The sequence below is a fragment of the Nocardioides yefusunii genome, from assembly GCF_004014875.1.
In the GTDB taxonomy this organism is placed as follows: domain Bacteria; phylum Actinomycetota; class Actinomycetes; order Propionibacteriales; family Nocardioidaceae; genus Nocardioides; species Nocardioides yefusunii.
Genome location: NZ_CP034929.1, coordinates 93,436 through 108,800, shown reverse-complemented (window position 1 = coordinate 108,800; position 15,365 = coordinate 93,436). Strand labels below are relative to the sequence as shown.

The 15,365-nt window shown below is 70.2% G+C and carries 15 protein-coding genes and 1 pseudogene; 10 read left to right on the top strand and 6 right to left on the bottom strand.

Features of this window, described 5'->3' with window-relative positions:
* Nucleotides 1-111: 111 nt before the first annotated feature.
* From EOV43_RS00425 to EOV43_RS00405, 5 genes are all read left to right on the top strand, one after another.
* Nucleotides 112-624, top strand: coding sequence for a SigE family RNA polymerase sigma factor (locus tag EOV43_RS00425; protein WP_128219184.1), 513 nt, complete (start codon nucleotides 112-114; stop codon nucleotides 622-624).
* Nucleotides 621-1,598 (top strand): hypothetical protein, encoded by a 978-nt coding sequence (locus EOV43_RS00420; RefSeq protein WP_128219183.1) that lies wholly within the window; start codon nucleotides 621-623, stop codon nucleotides 1,596-1,598. The genes EOV43_RS00425 and EOV43_RS00420 overlap by 4 nt, the downstream gene beginning before the upstream one ends.
* A 175-nt stretch (nucleotides 1,599-1,773) precedes the next feature.
* The gene (locus tag EOV43_RS00415) at nucleotides 1,774-2,331 is read left to right on the top strand and encodes a SigE family RNA polymerase sigma factor (RefSeq protein ID WP_128219182.1); all 558 of its coding nucleotides are present in this window, start codon (nucleotides 1,774-1,776) and stop codon (nucleotides 2,329-2,331) included.
* Nucleotide 2,332: 1 nt separating this feature from the next.
* Entirely contained in the window at nucleotides 2,333-3,598 is a 1,266-nt protein-coding gene (locus EOV43_RS00410) for a hypothetical protein (RefSeq protein WP_128219181.1), read from the top strand.
* 194 nt (nucleotides 3,599-3,792) lie between these two features.
* Nucleotides 3,793-4,275, top strand: a complete 483-nt coding sequence (locus EOV43_RS00405; RefSeq protein WP_128219180.1) for an acyl-CoA thioesterase — start codon at nucleotides 3,793-3,795, stop codon at nucleotides 4,273-4,275.
* Nucleotides 4,276-4,370: 95 nt separating this feature from the next.
* Here the strand turns inward: EOV43_RS00405 and EOV43_RS00400 are convergent, their stop codons facing one another.
* The 3 genes from EOV43_RS00400 to EOV43_RS15615 all read right to left on the bottom strand — a co-directional run bounded on the left by EOV43_RS00400 (nucleotide 4,371) and on the right by EOV43_RS15615 (nucleotide 6,949).
* Nucleotides 4,371-4,688 (bottom strand): putative quinol monooxygenase, encoded by a 318-nt coding sequence (locus EOV43_RS00400; RefSeq protein WP_128219179.1) that lies wholly within the window; start codon nucleotides 4,686-4,688, stop codon nucleotides 4,371-4,373.
* Between the two features lie 70 nt (nucleotides 4,689-4,758).
* Nucleotides 4,759-6,318 (bottom strand): flavin-containing monooxygenase, encoded by a 1,560-nt coding sequence (locus EOV43_RS00395; protein WP_128219178.1) that lies wholly within the window; start codon nucleotides 6,316-6,318, stop codon nucleotides 4,759-4,761.
* Nucleotides 6,319-6,400: 82 nt separating this feature from the next.
* A complete protein-coding gene (locus EOV43_RS15615; RefSeq protein WP_128219177.1) occupies nucleotides 6,401-6,949 on the bottom strand; it encodes a CGNR zinc finger domain-containing protein in 549 nt (182 codons plus the stop codon).
* Between the two features lie 70 nt (nucleotides 6,950-7,019).
* Here EOV43_RS15615 and EOV43_RS00385 point away from each other — a divergent pair, with 70 nt between their 5' ends.
* Nucleotides 7,020-7,928 (top strand): NAD(P)-dependent oxidoreductase, encoded by a 909-nt coding sequence (locus tag EOV43_RS00385; protein ID WP_277745800.1) that lies wholly within the window; start codon nucleotides 7,020-7,022, stop codon nucleotides 7,926-7,928.
* Nucleotides 7,925-8,806 (top strand): annotated as a pseudogene (locus EOV43_RS15925) (DMT family transporter); the annotation flags it as partial. The gene EOV43_RS00385 and the pseudogene EOV43_RS15925, both read left to right, overlap by 4 nt.
* Nucleotides 8,807-8,898: 92 nt before the next feature.
* Here EOV43_RS15925 and EOV43_RS00375 read toward each other — a convergent pair.
* Nucleotides 8,899-9,597, bottom strand: a complete 699-nt coding sequence (locus EOV43_RS00375) for a TetR/AcrR family transcriptional regulator (RefSeq protein ID WP_164878750.1) — start codon at nucleotides 9,595-9,597, stop codon at nucleotides 8,899-8,901.
* Between the two features lie 181 nt (nucleotides 9,598-9,778).
* On the opposite strand from EOV43_RS00375, the gene EOV43_RS00370 reads away from it, so the two are divergent.
* Complete coding sequence (locus tag EOV43_RS00370) at nucleotides 9,779-11,239, top strand: MFS transporter (RefSeq protein WP_128219175.1); 1,461 nt, start codon at nucleotides 9,779-9,781, stop codon at nucleotides 11,237-11,239.
* Nucleotides 11,240-11,360: 121 nt separating this feature from the next.
* Nucleotides 11,361-12,359, top strand: coding sequence for an alpha/beta fold hydrolase (locus EOV43_RS00365; protein ID WP_128219174.1), 999 nt, complete (start codon nucleotides 11,361-11,363; stop codon nucleotides 12,357-12,359).
* 28 nt (nucleotides 12,360-12,387) lie between these two features.
* On the opposite strand, the gene EOV43_RS00360 is transcribed toward EOV43_RS00365, so the two are convergent.
* Entirely contained in the window at nucleotides 12,388-12,969 is a 582-nt protein-coding gene (locus tag EOV43_RS00360) for a TetR/AcrR family transcriptional regulator (RefSeq protein WP_128219173.1), read from the bottom strand.
* Complete coding sequence (locus EOV43_RS00355) at nucleotides 12,956-14,491, bottom strand: MFS transporter (RefSeq protein WP_128219172.1); 1,536 nt, start codon at nucleotides 14,489-14,491, stop codon at nucleotides 12,956-12,958. The genes EOV43_RS00360 and EOV43_RS00355 overlap by 14 nt, the downstream gene beginning before the upstream one ends.
* A gap of 340 nt (nucleotides 14,492-14,831) precedes the next feature.
* Between EOV43_RS00355 and EOV43_RS00350 the strand changes: the two genes are divergently transcribed.
* Nucleotides 14,832-15,329 (top strand): MarR family winged helix-turn-helix transcriptional regulator, encoded by a 498-nt coding sequence (locus tag EOV43_RS00350; protein WP_164878749.1) that lies wholly within the window; start codon nucleotides 14,832-14,834, stop codon nucleotides 15,327-15,329.
* Nucleotides 15,330-15,365: the final 36 nt, after the last annotated feature.

The window sequence follows — 15,365 nt, the reverse complement described above, 5'->3', positions numbered from 1 at the left end:
ACTTCTTCCCGCTTCCCCGCTCCCCGCCCCGCACAGAGCCGAGAATGACGCGACACGTTTCGTCCTCCCGCCGCGTCCTTCTCCGGTTGTAGGCGAGAGAGAGGAGAGGTGATGGTCGACGAAGCCGCGTTCCGCGAGTTCGCGCAGGCACGCACCCCGCCCCTGCACCGCGCAGCGTTCCTGCTGTGCGGCAACCACCACGAGGCCGAGGACCTGGTCCAGGAGACCCTGGCCAAGGTGTACGTGGCGTGGGGTCGGCGCGGCGTCGACAACCCGGCCGCGTACGCCCGGACGGTCCTGACCCGGACGTTCATCAGCAGCCGACGCAAGGCCAGCAGCACCGAACGTCCCACCGAGTGGTTGCCCGAGACCGCCACCGTCGGCAGCGACACGGCCGCGTTGATGGACCTCATGGACGAACTGCGGGCGCTGGCTCCTGTCGATCGAGCAGTGGTGGTGATGCGGTACCTCGACGACGCCTCGGTGCGCGACACCGCCCAGGCGCTCAAGCTCTCCGAGCAGGCCGTGCGCACGCGCAGCAGTCGCGCGTTGGCCCGCCTCCGCACCGTCCTGTCCGCCGGCGTCGACGACGTGGCACCGATTGCCCGGGGAGGAACCCGATGACGCAGCACGAGGCACCCAGCAACCACAGCGACGCCACGGACACCGATGACGTGGACGTCCGCGCCGCATTCCGGGCCCTGACCGCCGGACTGGGCCCGTCGGTGGATGCCATCGTCGCCGGTTCCGCTGCCCGCGGCCGGACCCTGCGGCGACGACGCACCGCACTGCGCGTGGCACTGCCGTTGGCGGTGGCCTCCGTCGTCGTGCCGATGACGCTCCTCGTCACCGGCACGGATGACGCCACCGGACGCGACGACACGACCCGCGCCGAACCTGCACCGAGCAGGGTGACGGAGTTCGTCCCCACGACTGAGCCCACGCCCACAGCCGAGCCCACGACGGAGCCCGTGCCCACTTCCGTCCCCCCGAAAGCACCCACTCCCGTCCCCACGACGGCACCGGCTCCTGTGCCCTCGCCGGAGCCGAGCACTGTGCCCGACAGCGTCCCGGTGCCACCGGAGCTGCCGGGGCTGCCGACCTCCGACCCGGACGGCACCGACGAGGAACGGGACCTCATCGCCACCTCGGACGGGCTCCGCGACCTCACCACGATGCTGGAGGTGATGGGCCCCGACGGCGTCACGCTCGCTCCCGTCCCTGCTCCGACACCGGATGCGCAGGTGCCAGCCGTGCCCACACCGTTGGCGTCGCAGTCACCCGTGACGTCGAAGCAGACGTTCAGCACCGTGCTCACCGGGGACGGTCGGACGTCGACCCTGGCGGTGAACCTCACCGAGGCCAAGGCGTCGTGGAACTGGGAGCGTTTCCTGGCCGCCGACGGTGCTGACCCCGCGTGGGGCAGGACTCCGGACGGCGCCCTGCGCGTCACGGAGAAGGGACGCAGCATCCGCGTGGACTGGGTGCGGATCACCGGTGGTCGGGTGAGCGTCACGCTTCGGGCCACGACCGGTGAGCCGCTCCTGGACGTCGAGCAGCTCACCGAGATCGCCCAGAACCCGGTGTGGTGGCACTGACCGTCCCCGCAGACCCCACCGGTTTGGGTCGTGAAATCGAGCGATTCACGACCCAAACCGGTGGGGTGCGACCGGGCCGCAGGCCCGGAAGATTTTTCGGGTGCAACGTGACGTCTCCCCCGACGCGTTCACCCAGTACCGGGGCACCCGCCCCGGTACGACGAGAGGAGGGGCAGTGAAGGACGAGGACGCGTTCCGCGAGTTCGCCCATCTGCGCACGCCCACCCTGCTGCGTGCCGCGTACCTGTTGTGCGGCAACCACCACGAGGCTGAGGACCTCGTGCAGGAGACGCTGGCGAAGGTCTACGTCGTGTGGGGACGCAAGCGGCTGGAACACCCGGTCGCCTACGCCCGCACGACGCTGACCCGCACCTTCATCAGCACCCGTCGCCTGCGTCGCAGCACCGAACGGCCCACCGACGAGATGCCCGACGTGGTCGCGGCGGGCAGCGACACCGACCTGCGCCTCGACCTGGTCGCGGCGTTGGGTCGGTTGCCGAAACTCGACCGGGCCGTCCTGGTGCTGCGGCACCTCGAGGACACCTCGGTGGCCGACACCGCTGACGCCCTCGGGCTCAGTGAGCAGGCCGTCCGTACCCGGTCACTGCGGGCGTTGAAGAAACTCCGCGACCTCATGGGTGATCAGCAGCCCCGCAGTCAGGCCAGCACCCGCACGACCACCACATCCGTTCACGCGGCCGCACCGGTCGCCGTTCACGCACTGGGGAGATGACGTGAAGACCGACGAAGAGCTCCACACCCTGTTCCGCGACGCCAGCAACGACGCCGCACCCGACTTCGCCGTCCACCGCGTGGTGGCCGGCGCCACCACCCGCGGCCGCAGCCTGCGCCGCCGCTCCGTCGCCGTGCGCACCGTCGGCTCGCTCGCAGTCGTCGCGGTCGTCGCCCCGCTGGCCTGGGTGGGCGTCGGGCAGCTGGGTGGGGACGAGGGCCAGGCGCCCTCCGTCGCCGCCCCTGCCAGCCAGGCCGCCGCCCTGAGCGGTCCGCAGCGGATCGCGTTCACCTCCGACACCCTCGCCCCTGAACTGGTCGACGCCGTGCAGGAACTGCGGCCCGGCGCGGACATCACCGTCCGTGAACCGTTCGCGGGCTACAACCGGGTTGGCCGGATCGCAGTGGTCGAGGTGAACGAGGACGGGCAGGGCGGAAACGTCGAGATCCAACTCTGGCCCTCCGACGGAACGATGGAGGAGGTCAGCACGAGCGTCTGCGACCCGATCAACGGAGAGTCGACCTGCACCTCGGTCGCGGGCGGCACCCTGGCGACCAGCGTCGGCGACTACTCCGGGACCTCGATCGTGTCCCACACGGCCACCTTCGTCCGTCCCGACGGGATCCGGGTGGTGGCCACCGCGTCCAACACCGAGGTCGCCGTCTGGCCGGCACCGGTGATCGGTGATGCCCCCGTGCTCGACGACGCCGCCCTCGCCGCCCTCGCCACCAGCGACCGCTGGGTGGAGGACGGCGCACCTGACCCCGCCCCCACTCAGGACGTCCCGCTGGGCACCCTCGCCCTCGACATCGCCGGCATGCAGGCCGAACTGATCGACCAACTGCAGGCGCTCGCTCCCGACGCCACCGTCAGCGCGGCTCCGGCCGCGCAGGGCGCAGGTCCGCGCGTCGGTGCCGTGGTCGACGACGGGCACGGCCAGGCCTTCGTCGACCTCTACCTCGGCACCCAGATGCCCGGCTTCGTCTACGGCGCATGGCTCAACGAGTCCGGCGCCTGCGGCGCCGGCTGCAGCGAGACCGACGAGGGTAGGCTCGAGGTCTACGACGGGGCCGACGACGGCACGCCCGACGAGATCGGCGTCTGGAACGGGGCCACCTACCAGCGCGCCGACGGCGTCGAGGTGCTGGTCTCGATCTCCAACACCGCCGGGCCGAAGTTCGACGCGACCACGACGACGCGGGCCACGCCGCCGTTGACCGGTGAGCAGCTGGCCGCGATCGCGACGTCCGACGTCTGGGTCGACTGAAGCCTCACGCGCAGCGGAACGGGCGGAAAGTCGCCCGCCTCACATCCTCAGGGCCCCCGGAAATCCCGGGGCCCTGAGGCATTCCTACGCGTGAGTAACCTCGATGGGTCCGGACGTGGCACCGGCCCGCTGACCGTCATCCCCGTGACGGGACAGGCCACGTCCTTCTTCCCCCCAGCTCCATCGAAGGACCCATGAACCTCTACGCGCGCCTGCTCCACCTGTTCACGTTCGGTCGTCGTCGTCCCGAGATCTCCATCTGGGACGTCGCCCGCACCCCGTTCCGGGTGCTGCCGAACGATCTCGACATCAACATGCACATGAACAACGGCCGTTACCTGACGCTGTTGGACATCGCCCGGATCGACATGATGGTCCGCTCCGGCGCCTGGAAGAAGGCAATGGACGCCGGCTGGTACGGCGTCGTCGCGAGCCAGGACATCAAGTACCTCACGTCCCTCAAGCCGTTCCAGAAGTTCGAGGTCCACACCCGCATGATCGGCCACGACGGCAAGAACATGCTGGTGGAGCAGAAGTTCATGGTGGGCGAGAAGACGTACGCGATCGCGACGGTGAAGACCCGCTGGCTCTACCGCAAGGGCGGTTCGGTGCCGATCTCGGAGATGCCGCAGGTCGTGGGCGAGTTCCCCGAACACTTCGGCCTGATCTCGGCCTGACGCCTCCCTCCAAGCGCCGAACCCCACCGGTTTGGGCTGTCGAAACGGTTGTTTCGCAGCCCGAACCGGTGGGGTTCGCGTGGTTCAGGGGGTACTCAGACCTGGAGCTCGCCCATCTCGCCCCACGCGTCGCCCTCGACCTGACGCGAGACGATCAGCGGGGTGGCGGTGAGGTACTGCGGGAAGTCGGCCTGCATCTGCTTGAAGTGCTCCGAGTTCACGTGCGGACCGGCGCCGTCCTCGGTGAAGCCCTCCACCAGGACGTAGGTGTTGGGGTCCTCGACCGAGCGGGACCACTCGAACCACAGGTTGCCGGCCTCGGCGCGGGTCGCCTCGGTGAACGGGCGCGAGATCTCGGGCCAGGCGTCAGCGAACTCGGGCTTGACCGGGAACTTCACGACGATGAAGTACATCGATGTCTCCTCTTGAGGGGGGATGGCGGGGACACGGGCCGAGGCCCGAGGGTTCTCCATCGTAGGTGCGTCAGACCTGCCCGCCCGAGGCCCGACGGCCGAAGGTCAGGTTGCTGTCGTCGACGTCACCCCGGCGCAGCAGACGCCGGTCGGCGAACCAGTTCATCGTCATCAGCCACGGCGCCCGGTCCCCCTGGGACGGCAGTGCGTCGAGGGAACGCTGGACGTACCCGGCCCCGAAGTCGAGCAACGGACGGCGCCCCACCGCGTCGGGACCGTCGTCGGCAGGCAGGTCGGGGCGCACCCAGTCGAACCCACCGACCTCCATGTGACGCAGCAGGTCGACGAAGTAGTCGCACAGCAGGCCGACCTTCAACGTCCACGACGCATTCGTGTACCCGATCGAGAACGCGAAGTTGGGCAGGCCGTCGAGCATCAGACCGCGGTAGGCGACGTGGTCGGTGAGCTCGAACTTCTCCCCGTCCACGAGCGTCTCGATCGCCCCGAACGGCTGCACCGTGAACCCGGTGGCGGTGACGACGACGTCGGCCTCCAGGTGCTCGCCGCCCTTGGTCCGGACGCCGGTGCGGGTGAACGCGTCCACCTCGTCGGTGACGACGCGCGCGCGGCCCTCGCGCAGCGTCGTGAAGAAGTCGCCGTCGGGGGCGACGCAGAGCCGCTGGTCCCACGGGTCGTAGGGCGGGTCGAAGTGCGGCGAGAGCACGACGTCGTCGCCGGCGACCTTGCGCTGTGCAGCCCGGATCGCCTTCTTCGCCTGGGCGGGCCAGCGTCGGCACGCCGCCCACGAGAGCCGCTGCACCAGCGCCGACTTGTACCTGGTCACGACGGTGCCGCGTTCGACGCCGAGCAACTTCTTGGCCGCGACCCCGAAACCGTCGCGGGCCGGGAGCGGCATCACGTACGTGGGGGTGCGCTGCAGCATCGTCACCTCGGCGCCGCCGTCGGCGAGCGCGGGGACGAGGGTGACGGCGGTGGCGCCGGAGCCGATCACCAGCACCTTCTTGCCCGCCAACGACTCCGCGGTGACGTCCTCGGGCCAGTGCTGGGGGTGGATCACCTGACCGGTGAACGCGTCCAATCCGGTGAAGTTGGGGGTGAAGCCCTCCTCGTAGCGGTAGTAGCCGGTCCCGGCGAAGATCCATCCGGCGGTCTGGACGCGGACCTCACCGGTGCGGGAGTCCTCGACGGTGACGGTCCATCGGGCATCCGGCGTCGACCACTCGGCCCGCACGACGCGGGAGTGGAACTGCATGAACGGGCGCAGACCTTCGTCGGCCACCGTCGCGTGCAGGTAGTCGCGGATCTTCTCCCCCGACGCGATCGCGTCGTCGTCCTCCCAGGGCCGGAAGTCGAAGCCGAAGGTGTAGAGGTCGGAGTCGCTGCGCACGCCCGGGTAACGGAAGAGGTCCCAGGTGCCGCCGATCTCGTGGCGGGCCTCGACGACCGCGAAGCTGCGCCGGGTCTCGGTCAGCAGGTGCCACGCGGCACCGATGCCGGAGATCCCGGCCCCCACCACGAGGACGTCGACGTGGTCGGTCGGACCGACCGGGCGTGCGACGCGGGTGGGGACGGTGCTGCGAGCCAGGACTCGACGCGGACTGCGACGCATGGGACTCCTCGGGTGTGCCGGGCCGGAGAGGCCCACACTGCCAAGGGATCGCGTCGCGCGCGAGGGGTCAGGCAGCCCCTCCTCACTTCGCAGCGAGTCGCGCCTTCTTGATGCGGTTGCCGCAGGTGTTCATGGAGCACCAGCGCCGGTTGCGCCCGCGACTGCCGTCGACGAACAGGCCTGCGCAGCCAGGCCCCTCGCACAGGCGCACCGGTACGGTGTCGCACGCTCCGAGAACTCGGATCGCATCCTGGGCAATGACCGAGAGAGCGTCCGCGAGGGAGGAGTTCTCGAGGCTCCAGGCAGCGCACCCCTTCTCGTCGAGCACCAGGGTGGCGCGGCCGCCCGCAGCGACGCGGTTGAGAGCTGCCAGGTCCGTCACCGCAGGCGTGAGTCCGGTCGCGAAGGCGGAGCCCACGCGGTGCACCACCTCGCGGAAGTCTACCGCCGACCGGAGATCCGCGGCGTCGAGGCCGACGACGTCCAGCCCCGCGACACGGAACCAGAGTTCGAGGTGGGCCGGGTCGACGAGACGTTCCCGCGGGCTCTCCCCTGCACGGTCACTGAGCGTGGCCGTGAACCGGAAGGCCAGCACGTCGTTCTCGAGCCTGAACACCTTCGTTGCGTCCATCGACGTCTCCCCTCGCTCCACATGAACCATCCTAGCCGGTTCACCCTGGCGACGACGGACGTGGCACCATGTGAACCGTCTTGAACGGTTCAATAGTTCGGAGGGTCTCATGGGACACCTGGCAGTGATCGGTCTCGGAGCCATGGGGCGTGCGATCGCGCGCAACCTGGTCGAAGCAGGGCACGACGTCGTGGTCTGGAACCGCTCCCCCGGGCCCGTCGCCGCACTGGAGGCCCTCGGCGCCACCCCTGCCGCCACACTGGCCGACGCACTCGCGACCCCCGTCGTTCTCTCGGTGCTCTCCGACGACGCCGCCGTCGCCGACCTCTTCCTCGACTCCGGGGCCCTTGCCTCAGCCACCCCGGGGGCGATCCACGCCAACCTCGCCACGGTCAGCCCTGAACTCGCGGCACGCGCCGCCAGAGCACACCGGGACCACGGCCTCGAGTACGTCAGCGCTCCGGTCTTCGGGCGAGTGCCCGTCGCGGAGGCTGGGGCACTGACCGTCATGGCAGCCGGATCCCGGACCGCGCTCACCGCACTGGAGCCGTACTTCGCCGTGATCGGCAACCGCACGTGGCGCATGGGCGACGACCCCGCCGTCGCCAACGTCTCCAAGATCCTCGGCAACTACCTCGTCGCCTCCGCGATCCAGGCCCTGTCCGAGGCAGTCGCCGTCGGCGAGTCAGCCGGCCTCGACCCCCAGCAGCTCGTGGACCTCCTGACCTCGACCCTCTTCCCCGGGCCCGTGTACTCCGGCTACGGATCGATGATCGCGAGCCGCTCCTACCTGCCCGCCGGATTCACCACCACGCTCGGCGCCAAGGACGTGCACCTTGCCCTCGACACGGCAAGCTCCCTCGGGATCGACCTGCCTCTGGGCGAGGTGCTGGGTGACGTCTTCGCGCGCGCCCTCGCAGCCGGGCACGCCGACCAGGACTGGGCGTCCGTGGCGGACCTCATGCCCCGGCGCGCATGAACCATGACACCCCCGCCTCACATCCACCCCCGGGCCCTCCGCCCGCGCATGTCGGCGGCATCCTGGCCGGATTCGGGGCGGGGGCCCTGCTCGCTGCGCAGTCGTGGAGCAACGCCGGCCTGGCCCACGCCCTGGGCGGCGACCCAGCAGCACGGCTGCGAGCTGCCTCGACGAGCATGACCACGGGGCTGGCCTGCCTGCTGGCCCTGCTGGCGTGCTCGCCCCGGGTGCGCCGTCGCACCCGAGGCCTGGCCCACCTGTGGCACCGGCGACAGCTCGGACACGTCGCCGTGGCCGGAGCATCACTGGGCACCCTCTATGTGGTCACCCAGTGCACGGTGGCCCCCACTCTGGGGATCGCCCACTTCACGACGGCAGTCGTGACCGGCCAGACATGGGGCTCCCTGGCCGTCGACATCCGCGGACTGGGGCCCACGGGGCGCACCCCACTCTCCGCCACTCGTCTGGCGGTCGCCGTCACGCTGCTGGGCGCCACCCTCGCCACCACCCTGCACGGCGCAGGCGGGGACCCCGGCGTCACCACCGGCGCCACCGCGGCACTGACACTCGCGGCAGCTGCGACAGGAGCAGGACTGGCCCTGCAGCAGGCCGCCAACGGGCACGTCTCCACGACAGCTGGCCCACTGGGCGCAGCTCTCCTCACCTTCGCGCTCGGCAGCGCCGCCCTCCTGACACTGTGCGCAACCCTGGGGAGGCCGACAGGCACCATGCCTTCCAATCCGGCGACGGAACCCCTGCTCCTCGTCGGCGGCGCACTGGGCGCCTCCTTCGTGACGCTCTGCGCGCTGCTCGCAGGCTCACTCGACTCCCTGACCCTGGGACTGTCGGTGATCTCCGGGAACCTGCTGGCCTCGATGCTGGTCAGCGCTCTGGCGCACGGCCAGCCCCCCCCTCGCGACCACGGCGGTCGCCGGCGTCGCGACCACAGCGGCCGCGCTGGGCCCCCTGCTCAGTCCTCGGCGGTCCGCATCAGCGGCGCCAGCATCGCGGCGACATGCTCGGTGAGGGTGTCGACGTCGGCGGCGGCGAGCGCAGAGGTGCCGAGCTTGACCCGCATGAACCCGATCCCGAACGCGGCGGCCGCGACCAGTTCGGCACGCAGCGCGGCATCGGGTCCGGCGAGGAGGCCGCCCAGGCCGACGCCGAACTTCTCCTCCAGCCCGGCCCGCACCTCGGCGCGGATCGACTCGTCGTTGCTGGCCGCGAGCACGAGCGCGAGCTTGCCGAGGTCGTTCCCGGCCGACTTCTCGGCCAGACGTCGGGCGATCGCGTGCGGCAGGTCGTCGAGGTCGTGGTCGGCGAAGACCTCGGAGAACGGCGGCGCCTCGTCCATGACGGTCTCGCTGAGCAGCGCTTCCTTGGAGCCGAAGTAGCGGTAGACCAAGGCCTGGTTGACGCCCGCGGCGTTGGCGACCATCCGGGTGGAGACGCCGTGGCTGCCGTGCTCGGCGACCAGTCGACGGGCTGCGTCGAGGAGGTCGGCGCGGGTCTTCGCGGCGTCACGACGACGCTTCGGCGCGGCCGCGTCACCCAGGGTCGCGGAGACGACCGTCTGGGGCTTGGTCCCACCGGTCGGTGCGTCGGGCAGGGAGTCCATCAACTCGTCGAGGATCTCTCGCGGTGAGCTGGTGTGCGTCGGGTCGGCCACGTTGGCGTCCTTCCTGAGGGCGTCCGGGTCGAGGCGATCCTAGGCGGTCGACGTGGTCCGGACACCAGTGCGGCGTGGCAGAACTCCGCCGCAAGTAGTCAGTTGTTGACTTACACGATTCCACAGATCTACGGTGACAAGTAATCACTTGATTACTTGACTAGTACCGGAGAAGAACTCTTTGTCCTCCCAGACCACGGCGGCCTCCGCACGCCGCTCCAACCCGGGCGCCGTGCTCGGCATCCTGTCGCTCTCGACCTTCGCCATCATCGTGATGCAGACGATGGTCATGCCGAGCCTCAACCAGCTCGCCTCCGACCTCGGCATCACCACCGCCGACGCGTCCTGGCTGATCACGGCCAACCTGCTGGCCGCCGCCGTCTTCACCCCCCTCTTCGGCTCCCTGGGTGACGCCCTGGGCCGCAAGCGCACCCTGCTCACCGTGCTGGCCCTGACGACGCTCGGCTCGGTGCTCGTCGCCACCGCCCCCGGCCTGGGCATCGCCCTGGTCGGCCGCGTCCTGCAGGGCACCGGCATGGCCGTGATGCCGCTGGCGATCGGCGTCGTGCGTGAGGTCTTCCCGCCCGCCAAGGTGCCGTCCTCGGTCGCGCTGCTCTCCGCCCTCTCCGGTGTCGGCGCCGGCGCCGGCCTGCTGATCTCGGGCCTGCTGATGAAGGCCGACGTCTCGGGTCAGCACATGTTCTGGCTCGCCGCCGCCGTCACCGCGATCGGCTTCCTGGGTGCGTACACCCAGATCCACCTCGCACCGCACGTGCGCACTGCGTTCCACCTCGACGTCCCCGGCCTGCTGACCATGTCGCTCGGTCTGGTCTCCCTGGTCCTGGGCATCAACCGTGGCCCCGAGTGGGGCTGGGACTCGGCGCGCGTGATCGGCCTCTTCGTCGCCGCCGTCGTGCTGCTCACCGCCTGGTTCTTCGTCGAGCAGAAGGTCAAGCAGCCGCTGGTCGACATGTCCACGATGAAGAACCCCGTCGTGCTCTTCACCAACCTGACCGCCCTGATCCTGGGTGCCGGCATGTTCGGTGCGTTCGTCCTGATCCTGCAGTTCGTCCAGACCCCCGAGCAGATGGCCGGCTACGGCTTCGGTGTCGACGCCCTCGGCGGCGCCGTCACCCTGCTGCCCCTCACCCTGGGCACCCTGGTCGCGGCCGCACTGGTCTCGGCGCTGATCAAGAAGGTCGGCCCCAAGTGGCCGCTCGTCCTGGGCACCACCGTCGTGGCGATCACCTACGTCGTGCTGATCTCCTTCCACGGCGACCACATCGACTTCTACATCGCCTCCGGCCTGATGGGCCTGGGCCTGGGTCTCTCCCTGGGTTCGATGCCGACCCTGCTCAACAACTCCGTCCCGGCCGACCAGACCTCGATCGCGAACGGTGTGAACGCCACCCTGCGTTCGGTCGGTGGCTCGATCGGTACGACGATCGTCACCGCGATCATCGCCGCCGAGACCCTGCCTCCCATCCAGCTGCCCACCGGTGACGTGCTGGTGCTGCCCACCGAGGACGCCTACGTCACCGCCTTCGCGGTGTCGCTCGGCATCAGCGTGGTCGCGATCATCGCCGCGATGCTGCTCCCCTACCGCCACGCGGAGCACGGCGCAGCGTCCACCGACGCCTGACCCCTCCTGCACCCGACGGGTGACACGCATCAGGGAGACCCCCCTCCGGCCCACGCCGGCGGGGGGTCTCGCGTTCGCAGGCCTTGACGGCGCCCGCGCGGATGCGGCAGGAATGGAAGGCATGACCCAGGCCTGCCCCGTCCAGTCCGGTTCCGCCGGCGCCCTCGGCATCGACCTCGGCGCCCACCTCGACCAGTTCGCGGACCTCCCCAGCGGAATCCGGATCTGCTTCCGCGACCTCCCTCCCCGTCCAGGCGTCACGCCGCACCCCGTGCCGGTGGTGCTGGTGGGCGGGCTCTCGTTGGAGCAGTCGTTCTGGCCGCGTGGATTCCTGGACCGGCTGGCCGAGGGCGGGCTGCGCGTCATCACCCTCGACAACCGCGACGCGGGACGCTCCACGCACTTGGAGGAGCAACAGCGCGCCACGAAGTTGCAACTGCTCCGGGCCCGTCCGCCGCAGGGTGCCTACACGATCGAAGACATGGCCGAGGACGTCGTCGGGCTCCTCGACCACCTGGACCTCGACCAGGTGCACCTGGTGGGGATGTCGATGGGCGGGATGATCAGCCAGACCGTCGCCTCGACCCACCCGTTCCGGGTGCTGTCGCTGACGTCGATCTTCTCCACCACCGGCAACCCGAAGGTGGGCCAGCCGGCCCGCTCGACCCTGCTACGACTGGCCCGCCGGGCCCCACGGAACGAGATGGAGCACGTCGCGGCACATCTGGGGATGACCCAGCACCTGGCTGGCTGGGCGTTCCGGCCCGACGTCGAACAGGAGGTCGTGGTGGCGCTGCGGAACTGGCGCCGTGGGGCCGGGCTCGGCAACTCGGCCGCGACCCAACGGCAGATCTCCGCGATCCAGGCCTCCGGTGACCGCACCGCATCACTCGGCAGGATCACCGCACCCACGCTCGTCGTGCACGGCGATCGGGACCCGATGGTCGCCCCCAGCGGTGGCCGCGCCACCCACGATGCGATCCCCGGCTCGACACTGGAGGATATCCCCGGAATGGGTCACCACATCGGGCCTGAGGTCGACCGCGAGCTGGCGATCCTCGTCGAGCACCATGCCTTCGCCGCGTGGCACCGGGAGCAGATGGCCGCGCTCAAGGAGTGACCCGCCCTGCGACGGGGGCGTCAGAGCGTCAGTAGGTCAGCGCGATGAGTTCCGCGCGGGTCGCTTCGAGCTGTTCGTCGGTGAGGTAGGGCGTTCCCCGGCTCACCGACAGCCCCTCGACGGCGTACCGCACCGCCCAGACCCGAGCCAGCGGCAGGCCGTCGGCAGCGAAGGCGGCGTTCCACCGTGCGGGATCCTCAGGATCGAGTCCGAAGACGTGCTCCATGCCCTGCTCGGTGCCGAATCGGGCCAGCAGACCGGTCGCGCTCATGAGGTCCTCGAGGTAGGCGCTGTCGCCTGTGAAGGCGCGCACGTAGGCACGAGTGAAGGCACCGGGTGCGGTGTCGTCAGAGTCGGCGCAGGCAGCGACCTCGGCCCAGGTCCGCGCCAGGACGTGGCGGGCCACCCCGACCAGCAGCTCCTCCCGGGAGCCGAAGTGGTGGAGCAGACCGCTCTTGGTGACTCCGGCCTCCCGCGCGACGAGCGCCAGCGAGACCCGGGTGCCCTGCTGGTTCATCAGCCGTTCGGCAGCGTCGAGGACGGCGGCGCGGGTCCGTGCAGCGTCGCGGCTGCGCGGTCCTGCACCAGCGCTCGGCTCAGTGCTCGACATGACTGCTCTCCCCCGAGACGACCTTCGGCGACGGGATCACCTTCCACGCCACGACGGCCGCGACCACGAGGATCGCCGCGGCGATCCAGGCGGTGTCCTGCATGGCGGTCTCGAAGGCGTCCTGGGCAGCGGACACGACCCGGGTGTCGGTGACGGCGTAGACGGTCTCGGCCAACGAGTGCTCAGCCGCTTCCCGGTCAGCGGGGGCGACGCCGTCGGGCAGGGTCAGGGAGTGGCGGTAGATCAGCCCGTTGAGCGAGCCCAGGATCGCGATGCCGAGCGCGCCACCGAGCTCGTACCCGGTCTCGGCGACCGCCGACGCTGCTCCGGCACGCTGGGCGGGGACGGCTCCGACGACGGCGTCGGTGGAGAGCGTCATCGCGATCCCGACACCGAGCCCGACGACAGCCAGGCCGACGCCGAGACCCCAGTAGGTGTCGGCGGCTCCGGTCGCGGCGACGACGGCGAGTCCGAGGGCGGCTGTCATCAGCCCGATCCCGATCGAGCGTCCGGCGCCGAACCGGGCCAGGAACCAACCGATCAGCAGCACCACGACCATCGAGGAGACCATCGCGGGCATCTCGGCGATGCCGGCACGCAGTGGGCTGTAGCCGCGCACCATCTGCAGGTACTGGGAGAAGAAGAACAGCAGGCCCAGGAAGCCGAAGATCGCCAGGACGTTGGCGCCCAGGGCTCCGGCGAAGGCGGGCACCCTGAAGAGAGAGACGTCGAGCAGGGGGACGTCGAGCGTCAACTGGCGTCGGACGAAGACGTACCCAGCGATCAGACCGAGGGCGAGCGCTCCGAGGGCGACGGAGTCGACGCCGTGGGAGATGGAGTGCTTGATCGCGAAGACGAGCGGCACGATCGCGAGGATCGACAGTGCCGAGGAGGTCCAGTCGACGCGGGCGGGGGCGTCACCCTTCGACTCCGGGAGCAGGAACCAGCCCGCGACCAACGCCACGACCATGACGGGGATGTTGATCAGGAAGACCGAACCCCACCAGAAGTGACCGAGCAGGAAGCCGCCCACCAGTGGCCCGAGCGCGCCGCCGGCAGTCGCGCCGACCGACCAGACCGCGATCGCGCGGGCGCGTTCGCCGGGGTCGGTGAACATGGACCGGACGATGGAGAGCGTCGAGGGCATCAGGGTCGCGCCGGCCAGGCCGAGCAGGGCCCGGGCCGCGATCAGGGTCTCGGCGTTCGGGGCGAACGCAGCGAGGGTGGAGGCGACGCCGAATCCGACGGTGCCGGTCAGCAGGAGCCGCTTGCGTCCGATCCGGTCAGCGAGGTTGCCCATCGTGATCAGCAGGCCCGCGAGGACGAAGGCGTACACGTCACCGATCCAGAGGATCTGGGTGGCTGTGGGGCCGAGGTCCTCGGTGAGCGAGGGGACCGCGAGGTACAGGACCGTGCCGTCGATCGCGAGGAGCGTGACGACGAGGACGAGCACGCCGAGGGCGGCCCATTCGCGACGGCCCGCGCGTGCGGCGGACGTCGGCTGGGGGGTGTCGGTGGCCATGCGACCGACCTTACCGACCGTTTGGTCGGTTGTGGTCGGAGTGCGGACGAGCCGCGACAGGGGCCGTCCGGAAAACGACGGAAGGCCCACGACCTCCCCAGACCGTGGACCCTCCTGCAACTGCGCCCTCCGCCAAGAGGACAGCTGCTACCGATCCGGAGACAGACGAAACGACGGCACTCGGAGTACCGCCGTTCGAGCTCACGGAAGGCTTTAACTAAAGGTATGTAATCGTCTGCCGAATTGGCAATCCCCGTGCATCACAGCGTCACAACGCCATCGGGGATGAACGGTCCCGGCGAGAGGGCAATATCTCAGGACGGCATTCACAATGGGACGAGTGAACGACACCCAGGCCCGCCTCGACGTGTGGCTCGCGATTCTGCAGATCCAGTCGGTACGGATGAAGAAGTTCGAGTCGTGGCTCCGCTCCGAGCACGAGATCACCGGCTCGCAGTACGAGATCCTGCGCCACCTCGCCGACGCCCCCGACGGCATGCGGATGCAGCAGCTCAGCGGCGCGATCCTCTACAGCAGTGGCGCCACCACCAACGTCGTGCGTCGTCTCGAGTTCCGCGGTCTCGTCGAACGACACCCGGTCGCCCACGACGCCCGCGGTGTGCACGTCCATCTCACCGACGACGGAGTGCGCCTCGTCGACGCCGTGCGTGCCCTGCACCACACGCACGTCGTGGAGAGCCTGCCGGAGTTCACCGACGCGGCCGAACGCCGCGCGGTCCTCTCCTACCTGTCCCGTGCCTGCGCGGACCAGCCCGCGTCCCCGGTCAGGTTCCGGCCCCCGTTGGCGCGGGTCAGCAGCGAGAACGCTCGCCGCTGACCCACTCCGGGGTCAACGGCGAGCACCCGCCCGGGC

Bases quoted from the DNA above. Each gene is read 5' to 3' on its own strand.
- EOV43_RS00365 (WP_128219174.1), top strand. From the start codon at position 11,361: ATGACCCAGGCCTGCCCCGTCCAGTCCGGTTCCGCCGGCGCCCTCGGC.
- EOV43_RS00405 (WP_128219180.1), top strand. From the start codon at position 3,793: ATGAACCTCTACGCGCGCCTGCTCCACCTGTTCACGTTCGGTCGTCGT.
- EOV43_RS00355 (WP_128219172.1), bottom strand. From the start codon at position 14,491: ATGGCCACCGACACCCCCCAGCCGACGTCCGCCGCACGCGCGGGCCGT.
- EOV43_RS00395 (WP_128219178.1), bottom strand. From the start codon at position 6,318: ATGCGTCGCAGTCCGCGTCGAGTCCTGGCTCGCAGCACCGTCCCCACC.
- EOV43_RS15615 (WP_128219177.1), bottom strand. From the start codon at position 6,949: ATGGACGCAACGAAGGTGTTCAGGCTCGAGAACGACGTGCTGGCCTTC.
- EOV43_RS00425 (WP_128219184.1), top strand. From the start codon at position 112: ATGGTCGACGAAGCCGCGTTCCGCGAGTTCGCGCAGGCACGCACCCCG.
- EOV43_RS00420 (WP_128219183.1), top strand. From the start codon at position 621: ATGACGCAGCACGAGGCACCCAGCAACCACAGCGACGCCACGGACACC.
- EOV43_RS00360 (WP_128219173.1), bottom strand. From the start codon at position 12,969: ATGTCGAGCACTGAGCCGAGCGCTGGTGCAGGACCGCGCAGCCGCGAC.
- EOV43_RS00400 (WP_128219179.1), bottom strand. From the start codon at position 4,688: ATGTACTTCATCGTCGTGAAGTTCCCGGTCAAGCCCGAGTTCGCTGAC.